This window comes from Streptomyces hundungensis (assembly GCF_003627815.1).
Lineage (GTDB): Bacteria > Actinomycetota > Actinomycetes > Streptomycetales > Streptomycetaceae > Streptomyces > Streptomyces hundungensis_A.
Genome location: NZ_CP032698.1, coordinates 1027479 through 1051454, shown reverse-complemented (window position 1 = coordinate 1051454; position 23976 = coordinate 1027479). Strand labels below are relative to the sequence as shown.

Annotated in this window: 21 protein-coding genes; 13 read left to right on the top strand and 8 right to left on the bottom strand. The window is 72.5% G+C overall.

Features of this window, described 5'->3' with window-relative positions; translation table 11 throughout:
* Positions 1 to 19: 19 nt before the first annotated feature.
* Positions 20 to 412: a nuclear transport factor 2 family protein gene (locus tag DWB77_RS04750; RefSeq protein WP_120720030.1), complete on the bottom strand. Its 393-nt coding sequence runs from the start codon at positions 410 to 412 to the stop codon at positions 20 to 22.
* Positions 413 to 706: 294 nt separating this feature from the next.
* On the opposite strand from DWB77_RS04750, the gene DWB77_RS04745 reads away from it, so the two are divergent.
* From DWB77_RS04745 to DWB77_RS04730, 4 genes are all read left to right on the top strand, one after another.
* Positions 707 to 907, top strand: coding sequence for a DUF6229 family protein (locus DWB77_RS04745; RefSeq protein WP_120720029.1), 201 nt, complete (start codon positions 707 to 709; stop codon positions 905 to 907).
* 134 nt (positions 908 to 1041) lie between these two features.
* Positions 1042 to 3873 (top strand): type 2 lanthipeptide synthetase LanM family protein, encoded by a 2832-nt coding sequence (locus DWB77_RS04740; RefSeq protein ID WP_216826830.1) that lies wholly within the window; start codon positions 1042 to 1044, stop codon positions 3871 to 3873.
* Between the two features lie 218 nt (positions 3874 to 4091).
* Entirely contained in the window at positions 4092 to 4715 is a 624-nt protein-coding gene (locus tag DWB77_RS04735) for a ScbR family autoregulator-binding transcription factor (RefSeq protein WP_162952429.1), read from the top strand.
* 85 nt (positions 4716 to 4800) lie between these two features.
* Positions 4801 to 5541 (top strand): endonuclease/exonuclease/phosphatase family protein, encoded by a 741-nt coding sequence (locus DWB77_RS04730; RefSeq protein WP_162952428.1) that lies wholly within the window; start codon positions 4801 to 4803, stop codon positions 5539 to 5541.
* Positions 5542 to 5632: 91 nt separating this feature from the next.
* Here DWB77_RS04730 and DWB77_RS04725 read toward each other — a convergent pair whose 3' ends face one another.
* The gene (locus DWB77_RS04725) at positions 5633 to 6235 is read right to left on the bottom strand and encodes a phosphoribosylanthranilate isomerase (RefSeq protein ID WP_120720026.1); all 603 of its coding nucleotides are present in this window, start codon (positions 6233 to 6235) and stop codon (positions 5633 to 5635) included.
* 166 nt (positions 6236 to 6401) lie between these two features.
* On the opposite strand from DWB77_RS04725, the gene DWB77_RS04720 reads away from it, so the two are divergent.
* Positions 6402 to 7343 carry a Rieske 2Fe-2S domain-containing protein gene (locus tag DWB77_RS04720; protein WP_120720025.1) on the top strand — a complete coding sequence of 314 codons (942 nt, stop codon included), beginning with the start codon at positions 6402 to 6404 and terminating at the stop codon, positions 7341 to 7343.
* Between the two features lie 197 nt (positions 7344 to 7540).
* On the opposite strand, the gene DWB77_RS04715 is transcribed toward DWB77_RS04720, so the two are convergent.
* Complete coding sequence (locus tag DWB77_RS04715) at positions 7541 to 8902, bottom strand: lipase family protein (RefSeq protein WP_120720024.1); 1362 nt, start codon at positions 8900 to 8902, stop codon at positions 7541 to 7543.
* 414 nt (positions 8903 to 9316) lie between these two features.
* Here DWB77_RS04715 and DWB77_RS04710 point away from each other — a divergent pair, with 414 nt between their 5' ends.
* Together DWB77_RS04710 and DWB77_RS04705 are read left to right on the top strand one after the other, a co-directional pair.
* Positions 9317 to 10087, top strand: a complete 771-nt coding sequence (locus tag DWB77_RS04710; protein ID WP_120720023.1) for a polysaccharide deacetylase family protein — start codon at positions 9317 to 9319, stop codon at positions 10085 to 10087.
* Positions 10088 to 10246: 159 nt separating this feature from the next.
* Positions 10247 to 10570 carry a hypothetical protein gene (locus DWB77_RS04705; protein WP_120720022.1) on the top strand — a complete coding sequence of 108 codons (324 nt, stop codon included), beginning with the start codon at positions 10247 to 10249 and terminating at the stop codon, positions 10568 to 10570.
* Positions 10571 to 10634: 64 nt separating this feature from the next.
* On the opposite strand, the gene DWB77_RS04700 is transcribed toward DWB77_RS04705, so the two are convergent.
* Complete coding sequence (locus DWB77_RS04700; RefSeq protein WP_162952427.1) at positions 10635 to 13403, bottom strand: LuxR family transcriptional regulator; 2769 nt, start codon at positions 13401 to 13403, stop codon at positions 10635 to 10637.
* A 347-nt stretch (positions 13404 to 13750) separates the two neighbouring features.
* Here DWB77_RS04700 and DWB77_RS04695 point away from each other — a divergent pair, with 347 nt between their 5' ends.
* Entirely contained in the window at positions 13751 to 15490 is a 1740-nt protein-coding gene (locus DWB77_RS04695) for a putative Ig domain-containing protein (RefSeq protein ID WP_162952426.1), read from the top strand.
* Between the two features lie 131 nt (positions 15491 to 15621).
* Here DWB77_RS04695 and DWB77_RS04690 read toward each other — a convergent pair whose 3' ends face one another.
* Both DWB77_RS04690 and DWB77_RS04685 read right to left on the bottom strand, forming a co-directional pair.
* The gene (locus tag DWB77_RS04690; protein WP_120720020.1) at positions 15622 to 16170 is read right to left on the bottom strand and encodes an NIPSNAP family protein; all 549 of its coding nucleotides are present in this window, start codon (positions 16168 to 16170) and stop codon (positions 15622 to 15624) included.
* Entirely contained in the window at positions 16167 to 16634 is a 468-nt protein-coding gene (locus DWB77_RS04685; RefSeq protein WP_120720019.1) for a hypothetical protein, read from the bottom strand. The genes DWB77_RS04690 and DWB77_RS04685 overlap by 4 nt, the downstream gene beginning before the upstream one ends.
* Positions 16635 to 16690: 56 nt before the next feature.
* Between DWB77_RS04685 and DWB77_RS04680 the strand changes: the two genes are divergently transcribed.
* The 5 genes from DWB77_RS04680 (at position 16691) to DWB77_RS04660 (ending at position 22844) form a co-directional block, all read left to right on the top strand.
* Positions 16691 to 17623, top strand: a complete 933-nt coding sequence (locus DWB77_RS04680) for a helix-turn-helix transcriptional regulator (RefSeq protein ID WP_120720018.1) — start codon at positions 16691 to 16693, stop codon at positions 17621 to 17623.
* 249 nt (positions 17624 to 17872) lie between these two features.
* Entirely contained in the window at positions 17873 to 19519 is a 1647-nt protein-coding gene (locus tag DWB77_RS04675; RefSeq protein WP_428985186.1) for a SpoIIE family protein phosphatase, read from the top strand.
* Positions 19516 to 20685, top strand: coding sequence for a cobalamin B12-binding domain-containing protein (locus tag DWB77_RS04670; protein ID WP_120720017.1), 1170 nt, complete (start codon positions 19516 to 19518; stop codon positions 20683 to 20685). Before DWB77_RS04675 ends, DWB77_RS04670 begins: the two co-directional genes overlap by 4 nt.
* Positions 20682 to 21077: an STAS domain-containing protein gene (locus tag DWB77_RS04665; RefSeq protein ID WP_120720016.1), complete on the top strand. Its 396-nt coding sequence runs from the start codon at positions 20682 to 20684 to the stop codon at positions 21075 to 21077. Before DWB77_RS04670 ends, DWB77_RS04665 begins: the two co-directional genes overlap by 4 nt.
* 177 nt (positions 21078 to 21254) lie before the next feature.
* Positions 21255 to 22844, top strand: a complete 1590-nt coding sequence (locus DWB77_RS04660) for a diacylglycerol/lipid kinase family protein (protein WP_120720015.1) — start codon at positions 21255 to 21257, stop codon at positions 22842 to 22844.
* Between the two features lie 201 nt (positions 22845 to 23045).
* Here the strand turns inward: DWB77_RS04660 and DWB77_RS04655 are convergent, their stop codons facing one another.
* On the bottom strand, positions 23046 to 23486 hold the full coding sequence (locus DWB77_RS04655) for a DUF2752 domain-containing protein (protein ID WP_246033410.1): 441 nt from the start codon (positions 23484 to 23486) through the stop codon (positions 23046 to 23048).
* A complete protein-coding gene (locus DWB77_RS04650; RefSeq protein ID WP_120720014.1) occupies positions 23479 to 23784 on the bottom strand; it encodes a TM2 domain-containing protein in 306 nt (101 codons plus the stop codon). Before DWB77_RS04650 ends, DWB77_RS04655 begins: the two co-directional genes overlap by 8 nt.
* Positions 23785 to 23976: the final 192 nt, after the last annotated feature.

Here is a 23976-nt window from a genome sequence, read left to right as displayed (position 1 = left end):
CCCCGGGGGAGCCGGATGGTCAGCGGGCGCTGCCGAGATCGCGGTCGGCGTCGGTGCCCTGGAGCATGAGGGTGGTTTCCTCGATGCGGCGAAAGCGGCCGTCTGCGGCGAGGTCGGCGAAGACGTAGACCTCCATGGCGACGGTGGTGCCGTCGACCTTGGTGACGTGGCAGGTGTGCCGGTCGGCGTACTTGTCGCCGTCGTACAGCTCCTCGTGTACGTCCACGTGACCGCCGGCGATGATGCCGCGGAGGTGGCCGATGTGGTCGAGGAACGCGCCGCGGTCGGCCCACTCGTCGTCCGTGCGCTGGCGGTAGTCGGGCGTGAAGTGACGGTCGGCCGCCTCATCGAGCGTGATGTCACGGTTGAACAGCAGGTCGTTGAGGGCGGCTTCGATGCCGGTGCGCGTCATGGCGAGTCCTTCGGTGGTCGATGGGCGTGAGAAGCGAAAGCGATGCGTGCGTTGCGCACGCTTCGCTTTTACGGTAGCACCGGATGCGTGCGTTGCGCACGCTATTCATGCGTGCGTGACGGCTGCGTGATGGCTGTCTGGCGTGCGACCGATGCAGGCGCGCTCGCCCACCCGTCCGCTGGGCGGTCTTCGGCTGAAAACGAATTTGGCCGGATTGTGCGTCTGACGGGTGTTCAGGCATCGCCATACTCAGGCCTGGGCTGTTCGCCCCATCCCTCTGTTCGGAGGCCGCCGATGTCGCAGAACGGTGTTTTCGCAAGCACGGTGCTCCACGCCTGGCTGTCGGGCGCCGAGAGCGCGTACGGCCAGCTCAACCCGGCCGGTCCGCTCTATGTAGGGGGGACCGCCGCCGAGGCGGCGCTCACCGACCCGAGCGATTCCCTCTACGGCTTCTGTTCCAGCCCGAGCGGGTCGCGCGGGAGTTGGTGCTGCTGATCGTCGCAGCCGACCAAAGGGCCCTTCGTGGAACGACGTCCCGCGAGGGGCCCGTCGCATGACCGACGCCCGCGTCGCGGGCTCCTTCAGGGCGCCCCGCAGGGCGCGAACTCGCGGTGGAACGGGGACGGTTGATGGCGAGCGGATCCATGCCGGGGACGTCGGACGAGACCGAACACTTCGCCCGGCCCGTAGGCACCATCGCCCGCCCCTGGCGGGACGAACTGGCCCGGCGGCTCGATGCGCTGGGATCGCTGGGGCGGCACGAACGGGACGTACTCCTGGACGCCGGCCACCAGGCGCTGCTCCGGTCGCTGCACGCGAAGCTGTCCCGCCTGTTCCTGATCGAACTGCACGCCCTGCGCCTGGCCGACGGTGGTGAGCAGGATGCCTCCGCCGCCCGGGACTCCACGGCGACGTGGGACGCGTTCATCGAGCGGGCCTGCGAGGAGGGCTACCTCGCCCAGCTCGCCGACCGGTACCCGACGTTGAACTACCGCGTCGCGGAGGTGGCGCGGCTCTCGGTGGCGGCCGTGGCGGGTTTCGCGGAACGCCTCGGCGCGGACCGGGCGCTGCTGAGCCCGCTGCTCGGCGCGCCCGCCGGCGAGTTGCGGGCCGTCGAGTTCGGGGCCGGCGACTCCCATCGCGGCGGACTCACCGTCACCCGGGCCGACTTCGCCTGCGGGACCGTGATGTACAAGCCCAGGCCGTCGGAGGCCGACGTGGCCCTCGGCGCGCTCCTGGACGACCTGTTCGCCGACCTCCCCGAGGCCCCGGCGCCGGACCAGCGCATACGTGTGCCGAGGACACTGCCTCGTGACGGCTACGGCTGGGCCGAGTTCATCGGCCACCGCTACTGCGCCGACGAGGCCGAACTCGGCGTGTTCTACCGGAACATCGGGCACTGGCTGGCCGTGCTGCGGTTCACCGGCGGCACGGACATGCACGCCGAGAACATGATCGCCGCGGGGCCCGTACCGGTGATCGTGGATGCCGAGACGCTCTTCGACGCCCCGGCGCCCTTCCCGCCCAGCGGCCGGGGCGACGCGGTGGACGTGGCCGCCACGGCCATCCGCCGCACCGTGCTGCGCACCGGACTGCTGCCCGTACGCGGCACCGGCTTCGCCCTAGGCGGCGTCGACATCTCCGGGATCGGCGCGCTGCCCGGTCAACAGCCGCTGATCCCGCACCCGGTGATCGCCGACGGCGGTACCGGCGCGGCGCGCTTCGAGGTGGGCCTGGTGGCCATGCCCGTCGCGGGCAACCATCCGGCCGCCACACCCGTCCTCGCCACGTACTGGGACCGGGTGCTGGCCGGGTTCCGTGAAATGACCGCGCACCTGCGGCGCCCCGGAGTCGACCCGTACCGGCTGCTGCGCCGCTTCGAGGGCGTCCGGGCCCGGCGGATCCTGCGGCCCACCCAGGCCTATGTCGACATCGGCCGGATGCTGTGGCACCCGGCCTCGCTGTACGACGAGGCGGCGGCTGTCGAGCGCGCCCGCGACATCCTGCGCCGCAACGCCGACGTGTTGCCCGGCGCGCCGACCGACCGCGCACCCATCGACGCCGAGATCGCGGATCTGCTGCTCGGCGACGTGCCGATGTGCGGCTTCACCGTGGACACCTCCGCCGTGCGCGCCACCGTCGAGGACTGGCGTACCGCCGACCTCGCCTTCGAGGAGTCGGTGATCCAGGACGCGCTGGTCGGCGCGTACCTGAACGAGCGCTCGCTGCCCCCGCGGGTACAGGCCACCACGCGCGAACCGCACGCCCGCGACCGCGAGCGCCGGCGCCGCGCGCTGGCCGCCCAGATGGTACGGCGGTTGTGCGACGGGGCGGTGCGTGGGCAGGACGGCACGGTCACCTGGATCAGCCCCGTCTTCACCCCCGCCGGGTGGTCGATCAGGGTGCTGCCCGCCGATCTCTACACCGGGCAGGGCGGAGTGGCGCTCACGCTGGCCGAGTACGCGAGCGAGGTGCGGGCGGGCCGGGCCGACGAAGTGCCGGGCGTGGCCGAGGTGTTCGAGGGCGCACTCAGGGTGCTGCTCGCCACCGAGGACAAGACGCCGACCCCGTCGGCCGGGGCGTTCAGCGGCGCCGCCTCACAGGTGTGGACGTGGCTGGCGCTGCACCGCGTCCTGGGCGAGGACCGGCTGCTGGAGCGGGCCGCCGAGCGGGCCTCGCTGCTCACCGAAGGCCCGCTGATCGACGACGACATCGAGGTGGACCTCCTCAACGGCGCGGCCGGGGCGATCGTCCCGCTGCTCGACCTGGCCGCCGCGACCGGGAAGGCCGACTGGCTGGACGCGGCGGCACACGTCGGGCGGCGGCTAACCGGCCTTGCCGTGATCGACGCGGCGGGCGCGCGTTGGCCCACTCGTCTCAACCCCGAGGGCATCGGGGGCTTCGCGCACGGCGCCACCGGCATCGGCTGGGCGCTGGCCCGGCTCGCCCTCACGGACGCGGGCACCGGGGCCGAACGCCGCGACTGGAGCCGCCTCGCCGCACAGGCCTTCGCCTACCAGGAGTCGCTCTACCGTCCCGGGGACGGCAACTGGCTCGACGTCCGCGTCGGCGCGGAGGAGGACTTCTTCACCAGCTGGTGCCACGGCAGCGCCGGCGTCGGCATCGGGATGCTGGACCTCCACCGCCGCACCGGTGACCCCGGCCACCTCGACATGGCCCGACGCGCGGCCACCGCCTGCGCCGCCGAAGGCTTCGGCTGGAGCCACACCCTGTGCCACGGCGACCTGGGGCTCTGGGAGTTCCTGACCTCCATGGGACACGGCGACCGCGCCCAACTGGACGGTGAGATCCTCACCGGCCTCGAACAGCGTGGCCCGGTCGGCGGCCTGGCCCGCGAGGCGTTCTCGCCGAGCCTCATGTCCGGCCTCGCCGGAGTCCTCCACACCCTCCTTCGCATGCACCCCGCCGCCGACCTTCCCAACCCCCTCCTCCTCGACTGACGCCTCCCCGTGTCGCGGACCTCCGGCACGACGGGTGCCTCCACTCGGCCCGTCGGCGGCCCCGTGCGGCCCGGAATATCTTCGGCACCCTCCCAGATGAAGCGGAGCCCGTCCGGTGGTGTGACACGAACGGGGCCAAGAACGCTGTCCGGGAGAAAGGGTGAGGGCGACCCGAGCGCGCTCCCACCCGCGGTGTGACAGAGCCGAGGGAGTCGTACGTGAAGCAGGAGCGTGCCGTCCAGACCCGCCACACGCTGATTCGTGCCGCAGCACGGGTCTTCGAGGAACGGGGCTATGCCCAGGCGTCCTTACGGGAGATCAGTGCCGTCGCCGGAATGAGTGTGGGGGCGCTGCACTTCCACTTCGCGTCCAAGGCGCACCTCTTCGAAGAGGTGGAGGCCGCGGGGCGGGCGAGCCTGCACTGGGCGGCCCGACAGGCCGAACGACCGGGCATGGACGCCTTGCAGAAGCTGACCGCGATCTCGAACGCCCTGGCCGTGCAGATACGTACCGACGTCGTGTCCAGGGCCGGATTCCACCTCAACAGCCAGAGCGAACCGGGCTCGCCGGGACGGCTCCAGGACGAGTGGCGCGCCTGTGTGGGCCACCTCCTGAAGGAGGCGGCCCACCAGGACCTGCTCGACGCGGACCTCGACGTCACCGACCTCGCCGACGCGTACTTCGCCGCCACGCTCGGCATGGAACTCCTCAGCCGCAAAGCCCACCGTCCCTTGTCCTGTCACGCCTTGGCCGGCTTGTGGCAACTGACGCTGCCCTCCCGCAAGTCCACCCCACGACACACCCCGACACCCGAGACCGCCCGGTTGCCCAGCCGCCGCTGATCTTGAACACCGCACGGGACGGGTGGGCGTCCCGGAGACCTCGGGGCACGGGGGGCCCGCTGGGTACGGTGGGGAGGTGGATACGGTGCGTGCTGCCACGCTCAACATCTGGGGCCGGGGCTCGGCCTGGCGTCGGCGACTGCCCCTGATCAGGGCCGAGCTCGTCCGCCTCGCCCCTGATGTCGTCGGGCTGCAAGAGGTGTGGCGGCGGGGGTCGAGATGCCAGGCGGAGCAGATCGCCGACGACCTGGGGTACCACGTGACGTATGCCCGGGCCGTGGCGCGCGCGGGGTTCAGCCAGGGCAACGCGCTGCTCACCCGGGTGCCCGTCGAGCGGTACGAGGTGCTTGCGCTGCCGACGCCGGGCGTCGAGCCCCGGTCCGTGCTGTGCGCCGAGGTGGGCTCGACGACCGTGCTCGTCACCCATCTGACCTGGGAGTGGGAGCACGCGCACATCAGACACCAACAGGTCCGGTTCCTCGCGGAGCTCGCGGACCGGCACGCCGACCGGGGGGTGGTGATCTCGGCCGACCTGAACGCGGCCCCGGACACCGAGGAGATACGGTGGCTGACCAGCCGGATGCGGGACGCGTGGGCGGACGGGGGCCAGGGCCCGGGCCACACGTTCACGCCCGACAACGCATTCGCGCGCAGGGCCCGTGAACCGGCGCGGCGCATCGATTTCGTCCTCACGAACGGCCGACTCCGAGCGGCACGCGCGGAGTTGGCGTTCACCGCGCCCGGCCGCACACGCCGTCGGCCACTGTGGCCCTCCGACCACTTCGGCGTGGTCTGCGACCTCACGCCGGCGCCGCCCCCGTCGTAGACGTACGGGTCAACACGCTTGGCGGGCACGGCAGTTGCGGCACCTCATGCCGGTGCTCGCGGGCCGGGCGGCAGGTCGTGTCCCGGTGCGGCTATCGGCGTGGGCGGGCCGCCTCGATGAACGCACGGATCAAGTCGCCCGATTTGACGCCGCGTTCGCTCTCCACGCCACTGGAGACGTCCACTCCCCAGGCCCCGGTGGTCTCGATCGCGTGCCGGACGTTGCCGGGGTGCAGACCGCCCGCGAGGAGCCAGCGGCCGGTCGGTGCGGCGAAGTCGGGGGAGGCCCAGTTCCACGGCTTGCCCGAGCCGGGCTCCGGCGCGTCCAGGAGCAGCAGGTCCTCGCCCAACTCCCCAGGAACGACGCGGGGTTGGGATGTGGCTCGGATCAGCGTACGGCCCGGGCCCCGCAGCGCCTCGTAGTACTCCGGCCCTTCGTCCCCGTGCAGCTGAACCGCGCCGATGCCGCACTCCTCCGTGAGCCTGCGCACCTCGGTCAGCGGCTGGCCGCGAAAGACGCCTACGGTCAGGACGTGGTCCGGCACCCGGCCCGCCAGCCGCCGCGCCGTGGCGGCGTCCACCGTTCGCGCGCTGGGCGCGAAGACGAAGCCGATCGCGTCCGCTCCGGCCTCGACGCAGGTGTCGACGTCCCGCGCGGCCCGCAGGCCGCAGATCTTGATGAAGAGATCGCTCATGCCCCGAGTCAATCAAAGGTCGGCCCGCCTCTGGGCCGGCCGCCGCGTACCAGCTCCTCGGTGAACCCACCACCGGGCGGGGGCCGGTGCGCCGACGCGGCTCGTGTACGGGTACAAGCGGCGCCCGGGCCGTTTGGGGTCGGGCCGCAGGGGTTAACCGGATCCCATGCGATTCCTGTCAGCGAAGTCGGTGCCGGCCGGGGCGGGCTCCCCGGGACGAGGCGTGGGGGAAGGGTGTGATGCCGCGGCCCGGACCCTGCTCAAGGGGCTCGACGCGCTGGGCGGGCTCAAGCAACTGGACAAGGTCACCGGTCCCCTCCAGAAGGCCGTCCGCGCCCTGCCGCTGGGGCCCTACCGTGCCGTCCTCCAGGGTCGGCCGATCGGGCATCCGTTGCACCCCGTGCTGGTGCAGGTGCCGATCGGGGCGTGGACCTCCGCGGCGGTGCTGGACCTGCTGCCCGGCGGCGGGCGCCACGCGCGCCTCCTGGTGGGCATGGGTGTCGTCTCGGCCCTGCCCGCCACCTGGGCGGGATGGGTGGACTGGGCGGAGCAGCCCGAACGCCAGCTGCGTACCGGAGTCGTGCACGCGGCGTCGAACGGCGTGGCCATCGGTCTGTACGCCGGCTCCTGGGTCGTACGGGGCCGGGGCAGGCCGTTGCTCGGTCGCGTGCTCGGGTTCGCCGGGCTGACCCTGGCGAGCGTCGGCGGAATGATCGGCGGTCATCTCGCCTACCGCCAGGGAGTGGGGGCCAACAAGACGGAGCCGGTCGACCACCTGGTGGAGCCGGGCTGGCACCCGGTGGGCAGGGCCGCGGAGTTCACCGAAGGGCAGGGGGTCCGGCGGATGCTGGGCGAGGTTCCGCTGCTCGTGGTGCGGGAGGCGGACGGCGCGTTCCGCGTACTGGTCGACCGGTGCAGCCACATGGCGGGACCCCTGTCCCAGGGCAAGGTCGCCGACGGTTGCGTCGAGTGCCCGTGGCACGGGAGCGTCTTCCGCCTGGCCGACGGCGAGAACGTGGGCGGCCCGGCCACGGCACCCCAGCCCACCTTCGAAACCCGTCTGACCGACAACGGCGTCCTGGAAGTCAGGCTTCCCGGCGCGGTCTGAGTCTTTCCCGCAACGGGACCGAACGGGACTGAAGCGGCCCTGACCGAACCGGCCCTGTCCGGACCGGACTCGGACCCCGGCGTGAGCCGGGGTCCGGCCGCCCCGGCGCGGGGGCTCGTGACGCGCGATGGCGTCACGAGCCGTCTCCACCCCGGGGAGCCGGGGGAAGCGCGGGCCGTCGGGGGAAGCGCGGGCCGTCAGGAGGCGGACGTCGGCTTCTCCGGCGCGAGCGAGTTCCCCGCCGGGATCCGGCCGCAGTCGGAGGGCGCGGTCTTCCCCGCGAAGCGGTCGTTGAGCCAGCTCAGTGCGGCCGGAGCCCAGGGGACGATGGCCCCGACATGGCTGAGCACGCCGTACTGCTGGTACTTGATCGACGTGTTGCCGGTGGCGCAGTACTGCCTGGCCAGCGTGCGCACATCGCCCGCGACCATGACCCCGTCACCGGTCCCGATGCCCGGAAGGTTGCTGAAGGTCCCCTCCAGTACGCCACCGTTGCCCTGGGCGATGAACCCGGGGACGGTCGGGGTGGCGGCCGAGCCGAGGTTCAGCTTGTTGACGGCCTCGATGAACTCGGGCACGGAGTTCGGGTTGGCGTACTCCGGCTTCGCCAACTTCTTCCACGTCAGACCCGGGTATTGGGCCAGGGCATTGACGATGGAGCCGTTTTCGAGCTTCTTGTACACCTCGAGCCCGTAGCTGTTCATATAGGGCTTCAGGTCGATGCCGAACGAGCGTGAGGTGCCGATGAGCGCCATGGGAATGACACCGGCCCACACCACGCTGCCGTCCACGTACTTGAGGTTGTGCGCCGGGTCGACCAGCAGCCCTCCCTCGGTGAAGCCCACCAGGTTGCGGTTGACGTCCGGCGCGTAGCTCGGCGCGAGAGTGGCCGCCCACTGAGTCGCGATCGCGCCGCCGGAGTAACCGATGAGCCCGAAGCGGGTGTTGGGGCTCATGCCGGTCTCGGGGGATCTGCCGACCGCCCGGATGGAGTCCAGCGTAGTGGTGCCGTACTCGGGGCCGGCCGCGAAGTCGGCGCTCTGCCCCTCGGTGTCCGGGACGACGACGTCGTAGCCCTGGAGCAGGAACGGCACCAGGACGAGCGATTCGGCGGTGGGCAGCAGGCCCCCGAGGCTGACGTTGCCCGCGATCGCCCTGGACGGGCCGTCCGCGGGATTGAGGGAGTCGTACGCGGACTGGTAGGACACCGCCTTGGTGCCGTCGCCGCCGGGGCTGCGCACCACCGAGGTCACGCCGACGGAGGGGCGGCCCTGGGCGTCGGTGGTGCGGAAGAGCAGCTGGACCGCCTTGACCGGCGTGGGGATACCGGCGAGGTGGTAGGGGAGGGTTCGCGTCTTGAGTACGGTGCCGGGCGCGAACGAGGACAGCGGTTCGCTGCCGTCGTAGGCGTAGAACGGATCGTCGTGCGCGGCCTTGGTCGCCACGGACGGGGAGGAGGGGGCGGACGGCGCGGCCACGGCGGTCGCCGCCGGAGCGGCGGTGAAGGCCAGCGCGGTGGCGACCGCGGTCGCCAGGTGTCGTACGGCGGTGGTGGGCATGGATCCCTCGGCTCACTAGGTGGATCTCGGGGATGGGCGACGCACGTGTTACTTGGGGTAATAGCGTTGTAAGTTACCAAGAGGTAAGTCCGTTGCCCAGGGATGCGGCAACACTTTGTGAGGCGACGGCACGGACCCCGCTCACCAGGGCCCGGAGGCGTGGGACGCCCTGCGGCGGAGTCGGTCGCGTCGGGCTCGGAGGCGGATCCGGTCATCGGAAGTGACGCGGGATCATCAACCCGACCGGCCCATAATTCGGTTGATTCCGGACGTAGTTCGCAGAGGTTGTCTTCGAGCTCCAACGACTGTGTCCGTGATTGGTAACAGAGGCAGCCCCTGATGTGAACGCGTCGTCCTGACGGGTGGTCGCAAGGCGACCGGAGATCGTCGAGGGACTGCGTGGAAGGGGCGGGCATGGCACGGCACGTCGGTGGGCGGGGTTGGTACGGCAAGGTGGCAGGCGCGGCGGTAGGGGTGACGATGCTCGCCACGGGTGCCTCGGTGTGGACCGCGCAGGCGGGTTCCGCGGACACGCCGTCGCCCAAGGAGTCCGCGTCCGCGCCCGCCAGTGACCTCGAGCCCGTCGCGGACACCATCGCCCATACCTCGGAGGCCGGGCCGCGCGGCATCAACATCACCATCGACGACGGGCCCGACCCCAAGTGGACCCCCCAAGTCCTCGACCTGCTGAGGCAGTACGGAGTGAAGGCCACGTTCTGCATGGTGGGGACGCAGGCCCAGGCCCACCCGGACCTCGTCAAGAAGGTGGTGGCGGCCGGGCACCGGCTCTGTGACCACACGGTGTCGCACAACACCGCCATGGACAAGGCGTCCGAGACCTACCAGTCGCAGCAGATACTCGACGCCGAACGCATGATCACCAAGGCCTCCGGGGGCGTACGCCCGATGTACTACCGGGCACCCGGCGGGGCCTTCACCCCCTACAGCCGTCAGCTCGCCGCTTCCCGGGGCATGCGGCCGCTCGGCTGGAACGTGGACAGCAAGGACTTCGAGCGTCCGGGTACGGACGCGATCGTCGCCACCGTGCAGCGCGAGGTGCACGGCGGACCGACGCTCCTCTTCCACGACGCGGGCGGTGACCGCGCTCAGACCGTCGCGGCGCTGCGGCGTCTGCTGCCCTGGCTGAAGAAGCAGGGATACACCTTCGGATTCCCGACGCACTGAGACCCGTGTGGCCGTCGCAAGGTCGGGCACGCTCCGGGCTGTGCACCCGTCCGTGGGGGGAGTGGAACTCCGCGTACGGTTCGGTGCGTTGACCGGAGAGCAGCAGAACGGTCCTGTCCGTACCAGGACCCCGAAACCCAGCAGAGAGCAGGCCAGCACATGACGTACGAGCAGCCGCTGCCCGAGCCCGACCCCGAGGCGCAGGGCCCCACGGAGGCCGAGCGGGCCGGGCGCGAGGCCGTGCGCCGGCAGGCGCAGGGGATGGGACACCGCGAGGCGGTTCACGCGTTCCGCCGCCTCGCCGACGCGCCGGACAGCCCCTCCGAGGACGAGGCGGACGCCGCGGACGACCGCGGGGACGGCGGTCGGCGGCTGGCCGAACTGGCCGAGTGGGAGCGGATCGTGGAGCAGCTCTCCCTGCACGCGGGCACCTACGACGTCGAGACGGACCCCTATGTCCAGGGGGAGCGCGCGGCACACTGACGTACCGTCAACTCAGCTCATCCACAACGCTTTTGTGCACGGCCGGAACCGTCCGTGCGACCCGTCAGGCGCCGGTGGGCGGCGGCAGGGCGGCGGTGAGTTGGGTGCGGTTGCGGACGCCGAGCTTGCGGTAGATGCGGCTGAGGGTCGACTCCACCGTCTTGCGGGAGACGAACATCTGCTGGGCGGCTTCCTGATTGGTACAGCCCGAGCAGATCAGTCCCGCGAGACGCAGTTCATGGGCCGTCAGGCTCGTGCCGGGCGCCCGCGAAGCGCTACCGCCCGGACCGGGCGGCAAGCCCGTGAGCCGGCTCAGATGCTCGTCGGCGAGGGCGATCCAGGGGTGGGCCTCGGCGGCCTCGAAGATCGTCCGGGCCTGCTCCCAGGCGGTGCGGGCGGCTGCGGACCGACGCCGGCGTCGTTCCACCCGGCCGCGAACGAGCAGGGTGCGCCCCTCTTCGACGGGCGTGCCGAGCGTCGCGAAGGCGCGCGCGGTGTCGTCGAGGAGCTCGACGGCGCCCTCGCTGTCTCCGTCCTGGTGCACACACACGGCGCGCGAACGGGTCAGTGCGGCCCGCAGCAGGGCGTGGGAGGCGTGCGGCTTGACCGTGTGCTGCATGCGGTCGAGCAGGGCGTGCGCGCGAGCCGTCTGCCCCGCGCCGGCGAAGGCTTCGACGGCGTCGGCCTGCCAGCGCAAAATGGCCGGGTCGTCCGCGCCCGGGCGTTCCTCCGACTCGGCGACCTCGGCGAGCGTCGCGGCCGCCCGGTCGACGTGCCCGCCGTGCAGGTGGACGGCGCCCAGGATCCACAGGCTGCGCGTGGTGTGCAGCGCGTCGTGCTCCGCGCGGGAGGCGCCGAGCGCCCGGGTCGCGTACCCCAGCGCCCGGTCGAAGGAGCCTCCGTGGCTGTGGACCAGCGCGGCCGTGTACCACGCGGGGCCCGGTGACAGATCCGCGGTCGCGGTGATCGACAGGGCGCTGTCCGCCCACCGCAGGGCGCGTGAACACGCTCCGAGCGCGGAGTCGACCTCGGCCAGGCTGCGCCATATCTCCGCGAGGTCCTCGGCGCCCCCGCTGCCCAGCGCCACCGGCAGCAGATCCATCAGGGCCGCCCGTGCCTCGGTGAACCGGCCGTCGAACACGGCGTGGCGGGCAGCCAGGTATTCGGGGCTGTTACGGATCCCCATGCGCGGCGGCGCGACGGCCAGCGCGAGGGCCGCGGCCAAGGTGGCGGGGGCCGACTCCAGGCGCCCCAGGACGCGTTCCATGCGGGCCGCCATCGTGAGGGCGGCGGCCTCCAGGACCACGTCCGCTCCGGTGTGCGCCAGTGCGGCGGCCGAGCGCGCGTGCCGCAGGGCGCGCGCGGAGTCGCCCGCCGCGACATTGGCCTGGACGGCGGCCCGCAGTTCAATGGCGGCCAGCAGGGCGGGGTCCTGCCCCGCAGCCCTGCGGGCCGCCGTGAAGAGCGGCTCCGCCCCGGTCAGATCCTGACCGCAGGCGTCGATCACCGCCAACACGGCGCTGACCTGCTGGGAAGGCGTTCCGTGAGCCTCGGCGATGTCCTGGGCCGCCCGGTGCGCCAGGTCGCAGGCGCCCGCCACCGCCGCGTCGTGCGCGGCTTCGGTGAGCCGCTCCAGCCGCACTTCGCCCTGGTCGACCGGCGTGAGGCGGGCCGCACACCACATGAGTTCGGCGGCGAGTCCGCTCTCGCCCGCCGCGCGCGCCGCGACGGCCGCGCCCGCAGTGTCCCGCGCCGTGGCCGGGTCCGTGCCGTCCTGGGCCATGGCCCGGTGCCAGGCCGCCCGGATCGGATCGCGGACGACTTCCGCGAGGGCGTGATGGGTACGGCGTCGGGTGCGGGCGTCCATGGTGACCGCGGCGACGCGGGCCAGTGCCCCGGCCGCGAACCGTACGCTGGAGTCGGCCAAGTCCCGCTGATCCGGTGGGAGTTGGGGGACCAGCAGTCCGGCTCGCAGCGCGTACCGCACATGGTCGTCGGCGTCGGGGCAGCCGGCCCGCCGCAGCAGATCGGCATCGGGGCGGGTGGTCAGGGCCGCCGTGCGAAGCGTGGCGAGAACCTCGGGGGGTGCCGTGTCCAGCCAGGCGGCGGCCAGGTCCTCGGCCCGGCGCAGCCGCACCGGAGGCAGCCGGCCGGTCAGGGCGCCCGGGTCCGGGGAGGCGTCGGCCAGGTCGTCACAACAGGCGGCCAGCAGGGCCCGGTGGCCGCCGCTGTACCGGTGGACGGCCGTGGCCCAGCGGGCCGGCAGGCCCAGAGCGTCGAGAACCGCCGCGGTCTCGTCGAGGCTCGCGGGCTCCATGGAGAGCAGGGGCGGATAGCCGCCCAGCAGCCCCGCCGCCCGGGCGGGCCGCCGCACGGAACGCTCGGCCACCACCATCGGGAGCAGATCGGACGGCAGGGCCCGTGCGCAATGCCCCAACACGTCGGCGCTGACCGGGTCGAGCCACTGGGCGTCCTCCACGACCAGCAGCGACCCGGGGTGGTCCGCCAACGCCCGCGCCGTCGCGGCGCGCAGTCCCAGCCGTGCGGCGGGATCTTCCGGCGGTACGGAGCCGGTGAGGAGCGCTCCGCCCCAGAGTTGGGCGAGGCCCGAGCAGGGCAGGTGCTGGTCCTCTTCCCGGGCGTGGACGCGGAGCGCGGGGCCGGCGGCCCGGGCCACCAGTTCGTCCACCAGGGTCGACTTGCCCGAGCCCCAGGGGCCGTGGACGGCGAGCCGTCCCTGCCGCTCCAGCGACGCGGTGCCCGAGGCGACGAGGGAGTCCCACCCTCCGACGCCTCCGCTTCCCCGCATCTCGCCGCGTGCTTCTCCGCTCACCTCCCGCACGCTAGGCCCCCCTTCGAGCATCGCCAAGGGTGCGATCGCGTCGGGCGTGGGTGCAAGGGAGTTCCCTGATGCTCGTAACTCCCTTATCGCGCGCCCGAGTTGGGCGTAAGGTCCGAAAATCCCGGTCGGGGGCACGGTGCTCATCCCGACCGGCCGCTCCCACCTCCAGCAGTCCCGTCCGGCCGTGAGTCAAGGGAGCTGCCGGATGGCCAAGTGCCCCTGTGGGCGGTGAAGTTGGGCCCATCCCAGTGGCCGGCGCTCGTACTTCCGCGGCGCGATCCCCGTCTCTTCCGCGCCCGCTCCGGTCTCCACCAGCACCGAAGGAGTGTGCTCCCCCCATGCGTCCTGCGAGAAATCCGCGCATCGTCACCACGGCCCTGGCCGTGCTCACCTTGGCCGGTCTGGCCGCGCTGCCCGCCCGGGCCGCCGCTTCCGACCCCGCGCCGGGACCGTCGGTTCCGGCGGACGTCCGGGCGGCCATGGCCCGCGACCTGGGCCTGACCCCTGAGGGGGTGCTTCTGCGTACAGCAGCCGAGCGGAGGGCGAACGCAGCCGCCACCACCTTGCGTGCGAGCCTCGGTGACCGGCTCGCCGGCCTGTGGTTCGACGCCGCGGACGGCCGCCTTCACGCCAACGTCACCGCCGTCGACGACAGCGCCGCGGTCGAACGCGCCGGTGCCGTCCCCCGACTGGCCCGCCACTCGACGGCCCAACTCGACGACACCACCCGCCTGATCAGCACCTGGGCCGCCGGTGTGGCCGGCGTTTCGTCCTGGGGACCCGACATACGGACCGACCGGGTCGAGGTCGTCCTGGATCCCGGTCGGTCCGACGCCACGACTGCGGCGCTCCGCGGTCGACTGGCCGGACTGGGCGATCTGGTGGAGGTGACCGAATCGCGTGAGGTACCGCGTCAGCAGGGCGGGGCCGTGGTGGGCGGCGAGAAGTGGGTGCCGGGCACGGAGAGCCCGTGCTCCATAGGCTTCCCCGTGACCCGTTCCGGCGGGGCGAAGGCGTTCCTCACCGCCGGTCACTGCACCAACGACGTCGATCAGCCCGCGTACGGCAAGGACGGCAGCCGCCTCGGCACCTCCAACAGGAACGGCAGCGGCAGCGTCGACTCCGGCGACGGCGACTTCGGCCTGGTCGACGTCGACCAGGCCGGATGGGACCTGTCGTCCAAGGTGTCCGGCTGGGGCAAGGGCGATGTGACCCTCACGGGATCCGAGGACGCCCTCGTCGGAACCGCCGTCTGCCATTCCGGCCAGACCACCGGCTTGCAGTGCGGTGAGGTGACGAAGGTCGACCAGACCGTCGACTACGGCAACGTCGTCATCAACGGGCTGTCCTACACCAGCGCCTGCTCCGCCGGCGGCGACTCGGGCGGTAGCTATGTCACGGCGACCGGAGGCAAGGCGGTCGGCCTGCACTCCGGTGGGGGCAGCGCCACCTGCTCCAGTGGCAGCGGCGAGAAGTTCACCATCTTCCAGCCCGTGAACGAGGCCCTCGCCACGTTCGGCGTCACCCTGTCCACCGCGTCGCCCCAGCCGGGCGAGGTCACGGTCACCGCCGTCTCCTCCAGGACCAGTCCCACGGGTGGCCCGGTCGAGTTGAAGAACAGCGCCGAGGGCGGCACCGCCCCGTACACGTGGAGCGCGACAGGACTGCCCCCGGGCTTGACCATCGCCCCCGCGACGGGCACCGTCTCGGGCACCCCGACGACCGCGGGCAGCCACACCGTCACCATCACCGCGACCGACAGCGCGGGGAAGACGGGTTCGACCACCTTCACCTGGACCGTCACGGCTCCCGGGACCGGCAGTCCCACCCTCACCAATCCCGGCAGCCAGAACGTCTATGTGGGCCGTCCGGTCCGCCTCGTCCTCCATGCCTCCGGCGGGACCGGCCCGTACACCTTCACCGCCGCCAACCTCCCCACCGGGCTGAGCGTGGGCGCCGCCGACGGCGTCGTCTCGGGCACCCCCACGACCTGGGGTTCGCGCACCGCGACGCTGACCGTCACCGACGCGACGGGCAAGAAGGCCTCCGTCACCGTCTCCTTCACCGTCTGGTTCTGACGGACGACCAACCACTGGATGCCTCAAGTCGGCGCAGGGGACGGCATGGTGACGCCCCCTGCGCCTTCTCGGCTGCCCGGCCCGGCGGCGCGCCGGGCCTCTTTGCTGCGGGCGCCGGTCGCGCGAGGCCCTCAGCCGGTCACGGAGCGCAGCCGCAGTTCCTGGACGGGCCAGGGCGGCGGCTCGGCCGGGCCGAACCAGACCCGGACGTCCCGTCCCGTGCGCACCGGCAGCAGGGGGTAGTCGTTCTCGGCGTGCTCCGTGCGGTGCGGCGCATGGTCCGGGCCGAGGTGTCGAGCCGCGTACGCGGCGAAGGCGGCGGCGTCCGGCGGCTGACAGATCGTGGCGCCGACCTCGCGGGTCCCGGGGCTCGGCGTGAAGCCCGGGCCACGCAGCAGCAGGACGTCATCGCTGTCGACCATGGTGGCGTTGGCCGCGTCGCGGTGCGCGCGCCAGACCGGGCCGGTGTAGAACGCCTCCAGCGAACTCCGGCGCCGTCTCATGTCGGGGAACGAGCGGAGCCAGACGAACCGGTCGGGATCGTCGAGGTCGCGGAAGCGGCCGCCGACGCGGATGCCGACCGCTTGCTGGCCGGTCACGAACTCGCGCTCGAACAGCTCGATCAACGTGTCCCGAGCGCCGGGCCGCAGGGTGTACTGGCGCAGTTCCACGATGCTCATGCGCCGTGCTGCCCGGTGCGCGTGAAGTCCATGGTCCAGTTGAGTTCCCAGGTGCGGCCGCCGTCGGCGGAGAACTCCTGCTCCCAGCGGGCCGTGTCCGGCCCGAGGCGATACCAGACGAAATGCACCTGTATCGGGCGGCCGCCGTACGTGTCCACGCCGTGGAAGTCGCCACGGTCACCCGCGAAGCCGCCGACCACCGGGGGATCGAGCCGGCCGGTCCTGCTGTCCGCCCAGTGGATCGACCAGCGCTCGCTGTCACGGTCGAACAGCCGCAGGGTGACGCCCTGGCGGCCAAGGGTCGGAAAGGTGATCTCGTCGATGTTGCCCGCGCCCCCGAACAGTGGCCGGACCACCGCATGCCCCGGGAACTCCACCCAGGTCCCGGGGCCCGGGTCGAGCGGTGCGGTGAGTCGGCGATTGGCCACGTCCCAGGAGCCGTGCAGAAAGTCGAAAGCGTTCATGCGGCGCAGGTTAAGGAGCCTTCACTGACATCTTCTGTCAGTGAATACTGAGCGGCATGCGCGCGAGTCGGCTGGTCACCCTGCTTCTGCTGCTCCAGAACCGGGGCCGCATGACGGCCAAGGAGCTGGCCACGGAGCTGGAGGTCTCCGTCCGTACCGTCTACCGGGACGTCGAGGCGCTCGGCGCCGCCGGCATCCCGCTGTACGGCGACTCCGGGCACGCGGGCGGTTACCGACTGCTCGACGGCTACCGGACCCGCCTCACCGGACTGACCGCGCAGGAGGCGCAGGCCGCGTTCCTCGCCGCGCTGCCCGCCACCGCCGCCGAACTGGGTCTGGGGGAGGCGCTGGCGAACGCCCAGCTCAAGCTGCGGGCGGCGCTGCCCGCCGAGCTGCGCGAGCACGCCGGCCGGGTCCAGGCGCGCTTCTTGCTCGATGCGCCCGGCTGGTACGGCGACGCCGACGACACCCCGTATCTGGCGGGGGTCGCCGCCGCGGTGTGGGAGCGGCGTGCGGTGGTGCTGCGCTACCGGCGCTGGCGGGCGCCGCAGGAGATCGAGCGGCGGGTGGAGCCCTATGGGCTCGTCCTCAAGGCGGGCCGCTGGTATCTGGTCGCGGCGGGCGCGTCCGGCACCCGCACCTACCGGGTCGACCAGATCGATCAACTCCGGCCGCTGGACGAGGAGTTCACCCCTCCGGACGGGTTCGACCTGCGCCGGTACTGGGACGACTATCTCGCCGACTTCCGGGCCCGGCTCCACACCGGGGAGGCTGTGGTGCGACTCACCCCGGAAGGCGCGCGCCGACTGGGTGTGACACCCCCGCTCGCCGGGGAATGGGCGGAGGTCCGGGTGCCGATCGAATCCATCGCCCATGCCCACGGGGAGTTTCTGCGGCTGGGCGCCGACATCGAGGTCCTGGCACCACCCGAACTCCGCGACCGCATCGCGGAGACCGTGCGCACCCTGGCCATCCGATACCCCCGGTGACCGGGTGACGTTCGCCTCAGCGTGCCGGGGGCCGGTCGAGGTCATTCCCCCGGGTGCCAGGGGCTGTTGCGCCGTTGATGCGGGGGTCCGGACGAGGGCCGGATGGTGCCGCCACCGGCGTCGAGGTGGGTCGCCGCCAGGTGGGGACGTGGTTGCCATGGGCCGGTGGATGCGGGATGGTTGCCGTACGGCAACGTTTCCAACAAGGGTGTGAGGTGAGGGGTTCGCCCAGCGGATCCTCGACAATTGGTGTCTTCGACCGACGCGGCAACCGACGTCAACGCACAGGCGGGCTCTCTGTGGAGCAAGGCTCCCTACCCTGTCCTGATAGCTGATGCGCACGGCGCGATCGTCCTGGTCAACGAGGCCGCGGCCGCGCTTCTGCCGAAGGCGTGCCCCGGCGCGCGGATGAGCGACGCCGTCCCGGAATGGCTGGCGACGGCGCACACCGCGCTGCGCGTGCCCCACCAGGGTGACGGCTCCGCCATCCGTTCCGGTCCCGTGGACGACCGGATCTTCGAGGGCCACCCCACCGTCGAGGACGGCGGCACGGTGTTGTGGTGGCTGGTCGACGCCACCGATCACCTGCTGGCGCAGGAAGCGCTGCGGCGCGAGCGCGAACGGACCGCGTTCCTGGGCAAGGCCTCCAATTTGCTGCTCTCCTCCCTGAACGTGGACCGCTGCACCCATGTCACCGCGCAGATGGCGGCCGAGCACCTCGCGGACGCCGCGCTCGTCGTCGCCCCGGCGCGCGGCGACCGGCTGCCCCTGGTGACGTGTCTGCGCGGGGGCGCCCCCGTCACCTCGACGCCCACCGTCGACCCCGAATCCGTTCCCGGCCTCGCCGAGGCGTTGCAGGGTTTCCCGCCCGTCGCCACCCGGTGGGTCGAGCCCTCCACCGTCCCGGAGTGGGTCCTGCCCGAGGGGTTCGGGCAGGCCGGCTCGATAGTGGTCACCCCGCTGCCCGGATACGGCGTACCGGCGGGAGCCCTGATCCTGCTGCGGCGCGCGGGAAGCGCCGGGTTCACTCCCGAGGAAGAGGTCTTCGCCCGGCTGTTCGCGGCCAGGGCCGGCGCGGCGATGGCGGCCGCCCGCCTCTACGCGGACCAGTCGGCGATCACCGACGTCCTGATGCGCGAACTGCTCCCGCCCGCCCTGCACCAGGTGTCCGGCGTGGACTTCGCGGGCGGATACCGCCCCTCCGAGGACCACGAACGGATCGGCGGCGACTTCTACGACGTCCACCCCGCCATCACCGAAGGCGCGCCGTCGCTGGTGGTGCTGGGTGACGTGTGCGGCAAGGGGCTGGAAGCCGCGGTGCTGACGGGGAAGATCCGCAACACGCTGCACGCCCTGCTCCCCCTCGCCGACGATCACCAGCGGATGCTGCGCCTGCTCAACATGGCGCTGCTCAACTCCCATCACACCCGCTTCGCCACCCTGGTGCTCGCCTCGGCCGTACGGGAGGGCAGCTCGGTGCGGATGAGGGTGACCAGCGCCGGCCACCCCGCCCCCTTGATCGTGCGCGCCACCGGTGAGGTGCAGGAGGCCGACACCCGGGGCACCTTGATCGGCGCGATGCCCGACGTCCACGCGGAGACGGCCGAGCTGTTCCTGGCGCCGGGGGAGACCTGCGTCCTGTACACGGACGGGTTCACCGAAGCGCGCGGCGGCCCGATGGGGGACGCCCTGTTCGGCGAGGAACGGCTGCGGCGCGTGCTGTCGGAGTGCGCGGGTCTGCCCGCCGAGAGCATCGTGGAGCGCGTCCAGATGGTCGCCGCGCAGTGGCTCGGCAAGGGCCGGCACGACGACATGGCCATCGTGGTGGTCTCCGCGCCCCGCACCCACCACCTCAGCGCGGTGAACGGCCGCACACGGGGCAGGTTCACCGCATGAGTACGCGACTGCGCACGGCGGCCCCGGACACGCTGACGCCGGACGCGCCGGCCCCGGCCACGGCGCGCCCGCACGCGGCGCCCCCGCACACGGTGCCCCCGGCCACGGCGCCGCTGGAAACGGCGCTGTGGGAAGCCGCCTTCGCGGGGGACGAGTACGCGGCGACGGGCCTCGTGCGGCAAGCACTGGACGAGGGGCACGACCCCGAGAGCGTGCTGCTCGACGTGATCGCCAGGGTCCAGGTCAAGGTCGGCGAGGAGTGGGCCGCCAACCGGATGAGCATCGCCCAGGAGCACGCGGCGACGGCCATCAACGAACGGGCCGTGGCCGCCCTTTCGTTGCACCCGGCCGCGCGCACCGTCCCCGACCGCGGACGGATCACCGTGGCCTGCGTGGACGGCGAGTGGCACGCGCTGCCCGCCCGACTGCTGTCCGAGGTCCTGAGACTGCGGGGCTGGCACGTCGACTACCTGGGCGCGCAGGTTCCGGTACCGCACCTCATAGGCCACCTTCACCGCACCGGCCCCCAACTGGTCGCGCTCTCCGGCTCGATCGCGACCCGGCTGCCCGCCGCACACGCCACCATCACCGCCTGCCAGGCGGCGGGCGTACCCGTCGTGGCGGGCGGGGCGGCCTTCGGGGCGGGCGGGCGCTACGCCCGGTTGCTGGGCGCGGACGCCTGGGCCGCCGACGCGCGCTCCGCCGCCGACCGCATCCAGAGCAGCCCGCCGGCCCGTCCGGACAACGGCCATCAGCCGCTCGACGACCTGCCGCACCTGGACGATCAGGAGTACACGATGGTCACGCGGACGAGGACCGCCCTCGTACGCAGCGTGATGCGAGGTCTCGACGAGGCCTTCCCGGCCGTCCGGCAGTACGACGATCTCCAGCGCGAACGCACCGCCGAGGACCTGGCCCACATCGTGGACTTCCTCGCCACCGCCCTCTACCTCGACGACCCCGAGCTGTTCACCGACTTCATCGCCTGGACCGCCTCGATCCTCACCGCGCGCGGCGTGCCCGTACACAGCCTGCCGCCCGCACTCCACATCCTGGCGGGCGAACTCAAGGACTTCCCGCGCGCGCGGCGCATACTGCACCTCGGCACCGACCGGCTCGGCGCCGCTTCCACCGTCCCCTTCGCCCCCGCCAGGAACCACCCGTGAGCACCCTCCCCTCGAGCCACCTGAGACTGACGGCCATCGACACCGAGACGACGGTGCGCATAGAACTGCGCGGAGACCTCGACTACGACAACGCGGACGTCCTCCTGGAGGCCGTCACCGACAAGCTGACGGCCCACCCCCGGCTGCGCGATCTGCACCTGGGCTGCGCGGGCCTCGGCGCCGTCGACTCGACGGGACTGTCGATCCTGCTGATGATCCGCCGCCGTACCGACGCCGCGCACGTCTGTCTGCACCTGGAGGACCGCACTCCGGCGCTCGACCGGCTCCTGACGATCACGGGCAGCATGGAGTACCTCACGGCGCTCCCCGCCGACGCCGCCGCCCGCGAGAGCGCCGGCGCCAAGGAGCTCCGGGCGGACACGGAGGAATGACCGCATTGGCTCGCGGGTCCTGGGCACACTCGATGGAAGCCATGCCCCAACAGAACACCGCCGTCTCCCGGCCCCGGGACGTGCCGAGCGCCGTCGGCGCGCCGGTAGCCTGAACGCGTGACGCGGCCCGCCCCCGTCCCCAGCGGCGGATCCCTAGATACCGAGGTGTGAAACCGCATGAAGCGACGTGGACGGCTGCCGAGAGCGCTCGGGCCGCAGGGCACGACAGGACTGGGCAACCGCCTGACGGCGGCCCTTGCGCCGTCAACTCCCGTACGGGGAAGCTCTGTTGTGCGGTTCCTGCGCAAGACGGCCGAGCACGACGCCGTATGGCTGGGCGCGGCAGCGGTGCTGGGTCTTTCGGGCGGACGGGGCGCACGTCGGGCGGCGTTGCGCGGCGTCGGCTCGGTGGCGATCGTCGCCGCGATCAATCACGCCCTGGCCAAACCGGCCGCCCGTAGTTCCCGTCCCGTCCTGGACGCCCTGCCCGGGATCTTCCCCCGCCCGAGCACCGCCTCCCTGCCGTCCAACGCGACGGCGTCGGCCGCCGCCTTCGCCGCGGGAGTCGTCCTGGAGTCCCCGCGCTACGGCCTGGCCGCGCTGCCCTTCGCGACAGGGCTCGCCTGCATACGCGCGCAGGGCGGCCTTGACCATCGTCGCCGTGCGGCGGCCGGGGCGCTCGTCGGCATCGGAGCCGCCCTGCTGACCTGCCGATGGTGGCCGGTGAAGCCGGAGGCCGCGGCGGCCGCCGCACCGCCGCGCCGGCCGGCCCCCGCGCTCAAGGAGGGCAAGGGCCTGCATCTGGTGGTCAACCCGTCCTCGGGCATCGCCTGGTCCAAGGACACCGTGGACACCCTGCGCACCCTGCTCCCCGAAGCCTCGATCACCCTCTTCGAACCGGGCGACGACCTGCTGGCCCTGCTCGACGAGGCGGCGGTGCGCGCCGTCGCCGACGGCGGGGCGCTCGGCGTCTGCGGCGGCGACGGCTCCGTCAACGCCGGCAGCGCGACCGCCGCCCGCCATCGCGTCCCTCTCGCGGTGTTCCCGGGCGGCACCTTCAACCACTTCGCCGGGGACCTCGGAAACCAGACCATGGAGGACGTGGCCCGAGCGATCAGGGCAGGTGACGCGGTCACCGCCGACGTGGGCCGCGCCTCGTCCCCCGCGCGTCCTGGCACACCCCCCGAACAGGGTGCGGGCGCGGACGCCCCCGGCCCTTCGGCCGAGGTCTCCGCGGGCGGCGACCAACAGCAGCTCTTCCTCAACACGTTCAGCATCGGCGTGTACTCGGAGCTCGTCCACGCCAGGGAGCGCCTGGAGAAGCGCATCGGCAAGTGGCCCGCGGTCTTCGTGGGCCTGGCCAAGGTCCTTGCCACGGGCAGCCCGCTCTCGGTCGTCATCAACGGCCGTCCCCGCCGCCTCTGGCTGCTCTTCGCGGGCAACGGGATCTACCACCCCGCCGGTTTCGCGCCCACGTACCGCACCCAGCTCGACGACGGGCTCCTCGACGTACGCGCTGTGGAGGCCGGCACCCCGTTCGCCCGCACCCGGCTGCTGCTGGCCGTTCTGACGGGCACCCTGCACAGCTCCCGGGTGCTGACGACGGCCCAGGTGCGTCGGCTGGACCTCGAAGTCCTGGAGGGGGAGCCGCACTTCGCGTACGACGGCGAAGTCACCGACGCCACGTACCGGCATCTGGTTCTCGACAAACTTCGTCAGGCGGTCACGCTGTACCGACCCGCCGATCAGGACCAGTGGCTGCGTTGACGCCCGGGCGGCCGGGAAGGCGGTAGGCCAATTCCGGCCGCCGGTCGCCGTGTTGCGCAGGTCACACGCATGGGGTGGGGGAGTGGGGGCATGAGGAAGTCACGGTCCGCGTGAACGGGGCTCCCCCCTCCCCGATCCGGGCTTGCGTGCCCCGCCATCCCTCTCCCCCCTGGGATGTGCGGGGCCGCCGCATGTCGGGGGTCAGCGGCCCAGGATGTTGCGCACAACCATCCAGGCGAGTGCCGTGCCCAGGACGAGAACGACCCCGCGGCGCCCGAGCGCGAGCCGATGGCCGCGTCCGCGCACTCCGGCCAGGGCCCAGCGGCCATAGGCGTACCCGGCGAAGGGAAGGGCGGCGAGGAGAACGGGGTTGGCGTGCAGAGCGCCGCCCAGGTCGCCGTGCAGCAGCGCGTAGGTCATCCGAGTCCCGCCGCAGGCCGGGCAGTTGAGGCCGGTCGCCCAGTGGAAGGGGCAGCGGGGTAGGAGTTGCGCGGGCTCGTACGGGGAGTGGCCGTAGAGATAGGCGAGGCCGGCCACCGCGCCCAGGGCGAGGACGAGCGGGGTCGCGACGGAGGGCGGGAGCAGACGGCGCCCAGGGAGCGACTCCCCGGGCGCCGTCCGGCGGTTGGGCTGTTCAGCCACGCAGCACGTGGCCGTCCGCGTCCGTCTTGCCTTCGCTGACCAGGAGCAGGACGCCGTCGATCAGCGCCCAGACGCCGAAGCCGCCGCAGGTGAGGAGCTGGGCGATGGCCATGCCGGTGTGCTTGGTGTAGAAGCGGCCGATGCCGAAGGTGCCGAGGAAGAGCTGGAGCACGCCCGCCACGATCTTCGACTTGTCCGAGTACGGGCGGCCGTAGGCGTCGTAGCCGTACGGAGTCGGAGCCGGAGGCATCCCGCCGGGCTGGGGAGCTCCGTGCGGGTTGGGGGACTGGGCGCTCATGAAATGTGTTCACTCTCAGAAATGGGTGACGCCCGGGGGCTGCCCGGACGCTGTTCGAACACCCTAGCCTTTGCTGATCCATCATCAAAAACTGACCTGAACCAGACCTTCCTGGTAGAGGGGGCTTCGGGTTCGTTCGGCGTCGCGCGGCGGTGGCCGTGACGGCGCGCACCCCGGCGAGCTCCGCTCAGG

Excerpts from the sequence above, each read along its gene's own strand:
- DWB77_RS04750 (WP_120720030.1), bottom strand. The coding sequence starts at position 412 with ATGACGCGCACCGGCATCGAAGCCGCCCTCAACGACCTGCTGTTCAAC.
- DWB77_RS04745 (WP_120720029.1), top strand. The coding sequence starts at position 707 with ATGTCGCAGAACGGTGTTTTCGCAAGCACGGTGCTCCACGCCTGGCTG.
- DWB77_RS04740 (WP_216826830.1), top strand. The coding sequence starts at position 1,042 with ATGGCGAGCGGATCCATGCCGGGGACGTCGGACGAGACCGAACACTTC.
- DWB77_RS04725 (WP_120720026.1), bottom strand. The coding sequence starts at position 6,235 with ATGAGCGATCTCTTCATCAAGATCTGCGGCCTGCGGGCCGCGCGGGAC.
- DWB77_RS04720 (WP_120720025.1), top strand. The coding sequence starts at position 6,402 with ATGCGATTCCTGTCAGCGAAGTCGGTGCCGGCCGGGGCGGGCTCCCCG.
- DWB77_RS04715 (WP_120720024.1), bottom strand. The coding sequence starts at position 8,902 with ATGCCCACCACCGCCGTACGACACCTGGCGACCGCGGTCGCCACCGCG.
- DWB77_RS04710 (WP_120720023.1), top strand. The coding sequence starts at position 9,317 with ATGGCACGGCACGTCGGTGGGCGGGGTTGGTACGGCAAGGTGGCAGGC.
- DWB77_RS04705 (WP_120720022.1), top strand. The coding sequence starts at position 10,247 with ATGACGTACGAGCAGCCGCTGCCCGAGCCCGACCCCGAGGCGCAGGGC.
- DWB77_RS04695 (WP_162952426.1), top strand. The coding sequence starts at position 13,751 with ATGCGTCCTGCGAGAAATCCGCGCATCGTCACCACGGCCCTGGCCGTG.
- DWB77_RS04690 (WP_120720020.1), bottom strand. The coding sequence starts at position 16,170 with ATGAGCATCGTGGAACTGCGCCAGTACACCCTGCGGCCCGGCGCTCGG.
- DWB77_RS04685 (WP_120720019.1), bottom strand. The coding sequence starts at position 16,634 with ATGAACGCTTTCGACTTTCTGCACGGCTCCTGGGACGTGGCCAATCGC.
- DWB77_RS04680 (WP_120720018.1), top strand. The coding sequence starts at position 16,691 with ATGCGCGCGAGTCGGCTGGTCACCCTGCTTCTGCTGCTCCAGAACCGG.
- DWB77_RS04670 (WP_120720017.1), top strand. The coding sequence starts at position 19,516 with ATGAGTACGCGACTGCGCACGGCGGCCCCGGACACGCTGACGCCGGAC.
- DWB77_RS04660 (WP_120720015.1), top strand. The coding sequence starts at position 21,255 with ATGAAGCGACGTGGACGGCTGCCGAGAGCGCTCGGGCCGCAGGGCACG.
- DWB77_RS04650 (WP_120720014.1), bottom strand. The coding sequence starts at position 23,784 with ATGAGCGCCCAGTCCCCCAACCCGCACGGAGCTCCCCAGCCCGGCGGG.